The sequence below is a fragment of the Rhodopseudomonas sp. BR0M22 genome, assembly GCF_010907035.1.
In the GTDB taxonomy this organism is placed as follows: domain Bacteria; phylum Pseudomonadota; class Alphaproteobacteria; order Rhizobiales; family Xanthobacteraceae; genus Rhodopseudomonas.
In genome coordinates this window covers 1-7,667 of sequence record NZ_QUMK01000116.1, presented here as the reverse complement: position 1 = coordinate 7,667, position 7,667 = coordinate 1, and the positions used below count along the sequence as shown (strand labels likewise).

The window sequence follows — 7,667 nt, the reverse complement described above, 5'->3', positions numbered from 1 at the left end:
CCGCCGTCGGCGGCGCCAGATGTGTATAGGGGACAGCCCATCGCCCGCCCCAAACGCCCGCCGCCTGTGCTGATCTGCGGCAAGTGCCTGTCGAAGATCGACGGCGGCAAGAAGCTGAAGCAGGCGCTGAAGGCCGAGCTGAAGCGCGCCGTCGCCGCACAGGGCGGCAAACGCCCCAAGCTCGTCACCACCGGCTGTCTCGGCATCTGCCCCAAGCGCGCGGTGGTCACGGCGAGCGCGGGGACGCTGGCAAAGGGGGAGTATGTGCTGGTGGAAGATCGGAAGCAGGTCGAGGAGGCGGTGAGGGTATTACTGAAGGGCGATCGGGAGTGACCGCCGTCCGGCACGGGGCGGATATCGGTCTTGTCCTCAAGCCGCCTTCGGCTGCGCCACCAGGCTGATGCCGAGGGCATGTAGCACCTTCAGCACGGTTGCGAATTCGGGTTTGGCGTCACCACCCAAAGCTCGGTAGAGGTTCTCTCGGGACAGCCCCGTGTCTTCCGCCACGCTGCTCATGCCCTTGGCGCGCGCGACTGCACCGATAGCTTTGGTGATCAGCGCAGGATCTTCGGATTCGAATGCCTCGGTCAGATAGGCCGCGATCATCTCCGGACTGTCGAGATAATCGGCGGCGTCGAAAGGCGTCGTGCTCACCATGTCTGATCCTCCAAGTCCCGCGCTAGTCTCTTAGCTGCTGCGATGTCGGCGGCCTGTGAGCTCTTGTCACCCCCGCAAAGCAGAAAGATCAAGGTTGCACCGCGCTCTACGAAGTAGACTCGATATCCGGGTCCGTAGTGGATGCGGAGCTCGCTGACGCCTTTCTCCGACCGGAGCTACATCGCCAGGATTGCCGAGCTCCAGTCGATCGAGCCGCAACAAGATTCGAGCACGAGCCCTTTGATCACGCAGATCGCGGAGCCAGCGCTCGAACTCGTGTGTCTTTCGGACCGTCGGCATCTTGCCGCCCTCACTTGTAGCTTAAGCGCTACAGGTGAGTTTGGCAACGGCTTCTCACCTCTTCTTCCACCCACCCCGCTTTCCCGGCGCGCCGCCGGTCGAGCGCGGGGAGGGGCCGAATTCGGGGCCGGCTTCGCGGCTGGAGGTCGGCTGATAGATCTTGCTCTCCGTGCCCGGGCCCATTTCGTCGAGCGTCGGTTTGCGCGGCTTGGGGCGCTGGACTTTCTTGAACTCGTGAAAGCCGGCGATGCCCATTTCGTCGAGGTCGGGCTTGTGGACTTTCGACGCTGTGCCTGGGGTACCCCCACCCCGGCCTTCGGCCGACCCTCCCCGCAAGGGGGAGGGTGAAGCGGCGGCGCCGCCTCGCGCTGCTCCCTTGCCGCGTCCGCCTTTGCCAGCATCGGCCGGCAAGTTCGCGGCGTCGCCGTAGCGTTTGGCGCCGGCGTAGCTGCCGGCCTTCGCCGCGACGCCCCGCTGCTTCACGGTCGGATCGTCGATCACCGCCAGCTCGGTGGCGCGCAGGCGTTTGACTTCGTCGCGCAGACGGGCGGCTTCCTCGAAGTTCAGATCGGCGGCGGCCTCGCGCATCCTGGTTTCGAGATCGGCCAGCACCGCCTCGAAATTGTGGCCGATCACCGCGGCGTCGTCGGTGAAGCCGGCGCCCTTGCCGTCGCCGATCTCGACCAGCACATGGTCGCGCTCGTACACGCTGTTGAGGATGTCGCCGATCGACTTCTTGACGCTCTCCGGCGTGATGCCGTGCGCGGTGTTGTATTCGATCTGCTTCTCGCGGCGGCGATTGGTCTCGTCGATCGAGCGCTGCATCGAGCCGGTCATTTGATCGGCGTAGAGGATCACCTTGCCGTCGACGTTACGCGCAGCGCGGCCGATGGTCTGAATCAGCGACGTTTCGCTGCGCAAAAAGCCTTCCTTGTCGGCATCGAGGATCGCCACCAGCGCGCATTCGGGAATGTCGAGACCTTCGCGCAGCAGGTTGATGCCGACCAGCGCGTCGAACGCCCCAAGCCGCAGGTCGCGGATGATCTCGATCCGCTCGATGGTGTCGATGTCGCTGTGCATGTAGCGCACGCGGATGCCCTGCTCGTGCAGGAACTCGGTGAGGTCCTCGGCCATCCGCTTGGTCAGCACGGTGATCAGCGTGCGATAGCCGCGCGCCGCGGTGGCGCGGACCTCGCCGACGAGATCGTCGACCTGGGTGCGGGCCGGGCGAATGTCGACCGGCGGATCGATCAGCCCGGTCGGACGAATGACCTGTTCGACGAACACGCCGCCGCTCTCGTTCAGCTCCCACGCCGCCGGGGTCGCCGACACCGCGACCGTCTGCGGCCGCATCATGTCCCATTCCTCGAAGCGCAGCGGCCGGTTGTCCATGCAGGACGGCAGCCGGAAGCCGTATTCGGCAAGCGTCGCCTTGCGGCGGAAGTCGCCTTTGAACATCGCGCCGATCTGCGGGATCGAGACGTGGCTTTCGTCGGCGAACACCAGCGCGTTGTCGGGCACGTATTCGAACAGCGTCGGCGGCGGCTCGCCGGGCCTGCGGCCGGTCAGATAGCGTGAGTAGTTCTCGATGCCGGCGCAGCTGCCGGTCGCTTCCATCATCTCGATGTCAAACGTGGTGCGCTGCTCGAGACGCTGCGCTTCGAGCAGGCGGCCCTGCGCGTGCAACTGATCGAGCCGCCATTTCAGCTCGGTCTTGATCGAGGAGATCGCCTGGATCAGCGTCGGCCGCGGCGTCACATAGTGCGAGTTGGCGTAGATCTTGACGAATTCCAGCTCGTCCTGCTTGTGGCCGGTGAGCGGGTCGAACTCTTCGATGCCCTCGATCTCGTCGCCGAACATCTTCACCCGCCAGGCGCGATCCTCATAGTGCGCCGGGAAGATGTCGATGACGTCGCCCCGCACCCGGAAGGTGCCGCGGGTGAAGTCGGCCTGGGTGCGCTTGTATTGCAGCGCCACCAGATCGGCGATCAGTTGGCGCTGGTCGATCCGTTCGCCGCGCTTCAGCGCGAAGGTCATTGCCGTATAGGTCTCGACCGAGCCGATACCGTAGATGCACGACACCGAGGCGACGATGATGACGTCGTCGCGTTCCAGCAGCGCGCGGGTCGCGGCGTGGCGCATCCGGTCGATCTGCTCGTTGATCGACGAATCCTTCTCGATATAGGTGTCGGTGCGCGGGACGTAGGCTTCGGGCTGGTAGTAGTCGTAATACGAGACGAAATACTCGACCGCGTTGTCGGGGAAGAAGTTCTTGAACTCGCCGTAGAGCTGCGCCGCCAGCGTCTTGTTCGGCGCCAGGATGATCGCCGGGCGCTGCGTCGCCTCGATCACCTTGGCCATGGTGTAGGTCTTGCCCGAGCCGGTGACGCCGAGCAGCACCTGGGTGCGATCGTTGCGGTCGATGCCTTCGACCAGTTCCTTGATCGCCTGCGGCTGGTCGCCGCGCGGCTGATAGTCGGATTTCAGCACGAAGCGCACGCCGCCTTCGGACTTCTCCGGGCGCGGCGGCCGGTGCGGCACCCACAGCTTGACGCCGCCGTCCTCGCCTTTGAACTCCGGGCGGCCCTCGCGGATCAGGCTCTCCAGTGCGTCGGCGGTGGCCTTGACGCCGAGCGCTTCCATCTTGCTGCGCGGCGGCCTTGCCAAGGCTTCGGCGTCGTCCTCCTCGGTCGGCAGGCCGAGCTGCCGCGCCAGTTCCGGATCGAGCGTCGGGATGGTAGCGGCGGTGCCGTAATTGGCCTGCGGCGCTTCATTGAGGCCGCCGCGGCTGGCGCCCGGCGGCTGCGGATAGGGCTGCAGCGCTGTCGGCCGCGGCGTCGCGCCGTCGCCGGCCTTCGGCGTCGAGGCCCGGCCGCGATGCACCGCCGCTTCGCCGCCGCGGCGGTCGTGGGAATTGTCCGGCGGCGGCTGCAAGCCGGTGCCGGAGCCGAGGCCCGCATCGCCGCGATTCAGCGCCGGATTCAAAAGCTCGGCCAGCGCCGGACCGATCGGCTGCACGTCGGGCCGATGCGCCTTGGATTTTGGGGTTTTTGCCGGCTTGCCAGGCTTGTCAGGAGTCTTCGCCATGCCGGCAATATGGGGCGAAGCGCCCGGCGAATAAAGGGCGGCCGCCCGCGCGCGTTTCGCTTATGTCGGCGCCACCCGTAGCCGCTTCATCCCGTGGGGGAGCCGCGCGTCGCACCATGCCTGCATCGCCGGCTGGCGGCGATGCAGGAACAGCCCGAGCGCGATGATGGCGATGCCGATCAGCGACAGCGCGAACGGGAACAGTAGCGAGTCGCGGAACAGTTTTTCGGCGAGATCGCCGAGATAGATCGCGATCCCGAGCGCGCCGAACACCGCGAACACCCGCCGGCCCAGCACCACGGCGATGCCGAGGAACACGACGTTCATGGCGCAGTACAGCGCCTTGTCCAGGTTGCTCCCGTTCGAGGTCGCGGTGATGCCGCCCCAGAACGTCATCACGCCGAACAGGTACAGCCAGAAGGCGAAGTCGCCGCTGCGCTGGCGCAGATGCACCAGCACCGCGGCGATCACCATGCCGGCGCCGAAGCCGATCGAGACCTTGCGGGCGGTTTCGAAATCGCCGTGCGGTGTGCCGGTGATCCACGGCACCAGGTCCATCGACAGGAACCACAGCGCCACCGCCATCAGAAACACGATGAACGGAAAGCGATAGAACGCCAGCGCTACCAGCGCCGCCACGATGGTGGCGAGCTCCATGAAGATGAAGCTGCCTTTGATCCAGATGTAGAAGCTGCGAACGGTGTCGGGCTTGCCGAATTCCGACCACAGCCCGAACGCCTCCTGCACGCCATACACCGCCAGAGGCATCATCCCGACCGCCACGGCGATACACAGCCCGCCCGGCGTGCGCAGATTTTTCACGTGCCACAGGTAGTGTCCGGTCCACCAGAACGCGACGGCGTAGATCAGCGCCGTGGCGGTCAGCGCCGCGCCGCCAAGGCCGGCGAACGCCATGGTCGAGAACAACCCCATGGCGCTGATCACGATCAGCGCGCCCGCGTACCAGAGCAGATGCACGATATCGAAGCGCGGGCCGTCGCTCGCGGCCGCCGGGTGACGTGCGTCCAGGAAGGTGCGGAGCGCCGCCTCCTGTGCCGGCGTGATGATGCCAGCCTGGGTCGCCGCCTGCAGGTCTTCGGCCGAATAGCGCATCGTCACTCTCCCTCCGCCCAGCCGCCCGCTCCGGGAGACCGCCCGCGTTGGTGGTCTCAGTGAAGCGTGATCATGTTCAATGAGAGTTACGGAATACTTTGTCGTGCGGGAAAACCGTGGCTGTGGAGAGCCGAGATTGCGGCGGGTAATTTCGGTTTCGCGGGCGGGATTGCAATGGTCATTGCGGCGGGACCAGGGTGATGATCCGTGCCCTTCCAGAGATTGAGCATGGTACGAATTATACCGTCGATGATGTTAGCGACCGCCGCGGCGCTGGCGCTGCTGGCCACGCCGTTAGCCGCGCAACCCAACGACGCTGAGCCGGCGACGCGCGCGGCCAACGAGGCGATCACCAAGACCCTGCCGCTCGCCGACCGCGCCGACAAGCCGCAGCGAGAAAAGGGCGGCTGCGGCCACGGGCTGTGCACGCCAGCCCCGCAGCAGAGCCGCTGCATTCCTGGACGTCACACGGGCTGTTGATCGGCGCCGGGCATTGACTTCGCGCTCGGTTCCGGCAGATTGAATGCAGTTGCATGAATCTGCGGCGATCGTTCCATTCGGCGCGGTCGAGGCGACAGACGCGACCATGGCAGCAGGACACGCCACATGATCGATCTCTACTACTGGACCACGCCGAACGGCCACAAGATCACGATGTTTCTCGAAGAGGCCGGGCTCGACTACAACATCGTGCCGGTGAACATCGGCGCCGGCGATCAGTTCAAGCCGGACTTTCTGGCGATCGCGCCGAACAACCGGATGCCGGCGATCGTCGATCATCAGCCGGCCGGCGGCGGCAAGCCGCTGTCGGTGTTCGAATCCGGCGCGATCCTGCTGTATCTGGCCGACAAGACCGGCAAGTTCCTGCCGAAGGATCTGTACGGCCGCAACGACGCGCTGCAATGGCTGTTCTGGCAGATGGGCGGCCTCGGGCCGATGGCCGGGCAGAACCACCATTTCAACGTCTATGCGCCCGAGAAGATTCCCTACGCCATCAACCGCTACGTCAACGAGACCAACCGGCTGTACGGCGTGCTCAACAAGCGGCTGGCGGATCGCGAATTTCTCGCCGGCACCTATTCGATCGCCGACATGGCGTCATATCCGTGGATCGTGCCGTACAAGAACCAGGGCCAGAACATCGACGACTTCCCGCATCTGAAGCGCTGGCTCGAGGCCATCGCGGCCCGGCCCGCCACCGAGCGCGCCTATGCCAAGGCCAAGGAGGTCAATCCGAGCTTCGGCCAGCCGACGATCCGCACCGAGGAAGAAAAGAAGATGCTGTTCGGCCAGACCGCTGCGGTGGTGAAGTAGTTCGATCCGTCGGTCATTCCGGGTTCGCCGCTGCGCGGCGCCCCGGAATGACGAGCGTGATACTGACCAATTAAGTGATGCGCGGGCTTGACCCGCGCATCCATCTCCCGAACGATGGATCGCCGGATCAGGTCCGGCGATGACGTCGGTTGTCGGGCAAGCGCCGGATCACAGCGGCGCATCAACGAGGGATGACGCGCAACATGACTCTCAAACTGTTCGAACTGGTCGGGGCCGATGCGGGCCGGCCGTTCTCGCCGTTCGTGTGGCGGACGCGGATGGCGCTGGCGCACAAGGGGCTGAGCGCCGAGACGATCCCGTGGCGCTTCACCGACAAGGCTGCGATCGCCTGCCATGGTTCCGAGAAGGTACCGGTGCTGCTCGACGGCGACAAGGCGGTGTGCGACTCCTGGGCGATCGCCAACTATCTCGAGGACGCCTATCCGGATCGGCCGTCGCTGTTCGGCGGCGACGGCGGCCGGGCGATGGCGCGGATGCTGAACTGGTGGGGCGACCTCGCCATCGTCGGCGGCATCTTCCCGATGATCGTGGCCGACATCGTGCAGCGGCTGGAGCCTGCCGACGCGGCGTATTTCCGGCAGTCGCGCGAGGCGCGGCTGAAGACAACGCTGGAAGAGGCCGCCGCCAGCCGCGATCGTGCGGTCGAAGGTTTCCGCAAGTCGCTCGATCCGCTGCGGCTGACGCTGAAGACGCAAGCCTTCATCGGCGGCGCGGCGCCGAACTACGCCGACTACAGCGTGTTCGGCGGCTTCCAATGGGCGCGCATCGTCAGCGACTTCCAACTGCTGCAGAGCGATGACCCGGTCTATGCCTGGCGCGAGCGGCTGCTCGATGCGTTCGGCGGCCTGGCGCGCGCCACACCGGGCTATCCGGTCTGACGGGCATCCGGTCTAAGCTGGGCCGCGCCGCCGGTTGCGCCAGTCGGCGAGGCCGCGCGCCAGCTCCTCGCCGCCGGCCAGCGCGGCGAACTGCGCGCGCTCGACCAGCAGCCCCTCGTCGATCGACAGATTGAGTCCGCGCGTTGCGGCGGTGATCACCGCTGCGACTGCGCCCGGCGGATGCCGGATGATCTGCCGCGCCAGCGCATCCGCCGCGCTCAGCAGCTCGCCATGCGGCACCACGCGGTTGACCAGGCCGATTGCCAGCGCATGGTCTGTCTCTTATACCCATCTCCC

The 7,667-nt window shown here is 66.0% G+C and carries 7 protein-coding genes and 2 pseudogenes; 4 read left to right on the top strand and 5 right to left on the bottom strand.

What is annotated here, in order from left to right:
• The first annotated feature begins 21 nt into the window (after nt 1-21).
• The gene (locus DY468_RS23920; protein ID WP_164608024.1) at nt 22-333 is read left to right on the top strand and encodes a (2Fe-2S) ferredoxin domain-containing protein; all 312 of its coding nucleotides are present in this window, start codon (nt 22-24) and stop codon (nt 331-333) included.
• 36 nt (nt 334-369) lie between these two features.
• On the opposite strand, the gene DY468_RS23915 is transcribed toward DY468_RS23920, so the two are convergent.
• From DY468_RS23915 to DY468_RS23900, 4 genes and pseudogenes are all read right to left on the bottom strand, one after another.
• Nucleotides 370-657, bottom strand: a complete 288-nt coding sequence (locus DY468_RS23915) for an addiction module antidote protein (RefSeq protein WP_164608022.1) — start codon at nt 655-657, stop codon at nt 370-372.
• A pseudogene (locus tag DY468_RS23910) lies at nt 651-957 on the bottom strand (type II toxin-antitoxin system RelE/ParE family toxin). Before DY468_RS23910 ends, DY468_RS23915 begins: the two are co-directional and overlap by 7 nt.
• A 54-nt stretch (nt 958-1,011) precedes the next feature.
• Nucleotides 1,012-4,044, bottom strand: a complete 3,033-nt coding sequence (gene uvrB / locus DY468_RS23905) for an excinuclease ABC subunit UvrB (RefSeq protein WP_164608020.1) — start codon at nt 4,042-4,044, stop codon at nt 1,012-1,014.
• Between the two features lie 60 nt (nt 4,045-4,104).
• Complete coding sequence (locus tag DY468_RS23900) at nt 4,105-5,157, bottom strand: hypothetical protein (RefSeq protein ID WP_164608018.1); 1,053 nt, start codon at nt 5,155-5,157, stop codon at nt 4,105-4,107.
• Nucleotides 5,158-5,406: 249 nt separating this feature from the next.
• On the opposite strand from DY468_RS23900, the gene DY468_RS23895 reads away from it, so the two are divergent.
• The 3 genes from DY468_RS23895 (at nt 5,407) to DY468_RS23885 (ending at nt 7,370) form a co-directional block, all read left to right on the top strand.
• A complete protein-coding gene (locus DY468_RS23895) occupies nt 5,407-5,637 on the top strand; it encodes a hypothetical protein (protein ID WP_164608013.1) in 231 nt (76 codons plus the stop codon).
• A gap of 126 nt (nt 5,638-5,763) precedes the next feature.
• A complete protein-coding gene (locus tag DY468_RS23890) occupies nt 5,764-6,471 on the top strand; it encodes a glutathione binding-like protein (RefSeq protein WP_164608016.1) in 708 nt (235 codons plus the stop codon).
• 203 nt (nt 6,472-6,674) lie between these two features.
• Nucleotides 6,675-7,370 carry a glutathione S-transferase family protein gene (locus DY468_RS23885; RefSeq protein ID WP_164608014.1) on the top strand — a complete coding sequence of 232 codons (696 nt, stop codon included), beginning with the start codon at nt 6,675-6,677 and terminating at the stop codon, nt 7,368-7,370.
• A gap of 12 nt (nt 7,371-7,382) precedes the next feature.
• On the opposite strand, the pseudogene DY468_RS23880 reads toward DY468_RS23885, so the two are convergent.
• Nucleotides 7,383-7,643: pseudogene (locus DY468_RS23880) on the bottom strand (enoyl-CoA hydratase); the annotation flags it as partial.
• Between the last annotated feature and the right edge of the window lie 24 nt (nt 7,644-7,667).

Bases quoted from the DNA above. Each gene is read 5' to 3' on its own strand.
- DY468_RS23915 (WP_164608022.1), bottom strand. From the start codon at position 657: ATGGTGAGCACGACGCCTTTCGACGCCGCCGATTATCTCGACAGTCCG.
- uvrB (WP_164608020.1), bottom strand. From the start codon at position 4,044: ATGGCGAAGACTCCTGACAAGCCTGGCAAGCCGGCAAAAACCCCAAAA.
- DY468_RS23900 (WP_164608018.1), bottom strand. From the start codon at position 5,157: ATGCGCTATTCGGCCGAAGACCTGCAGGCGGCGACCCAGGCTGGCATC.
- DY468_RS23895 (WP_164608013.1), top strand. From the start codon at position 5,407: ATGATGTTAGCGACCGCCGCGGCGCTGGCGCTGCTGGCCACGCCGTTA.
- DY468_RS23890 (WP_164608016.1), top strand. From the start codon at position 5,764: ATGATCGATCTCTACTACTGGACCACGCCGAACGGCCACAAGATCACG.
- DY468_RS23885 (WP_164608014.1), top strand. From the start codon at position 6,675: ATGACTCTCAAACTGTTCGAACTGGTCGGGGCCGATGCGGGCCGGCCG.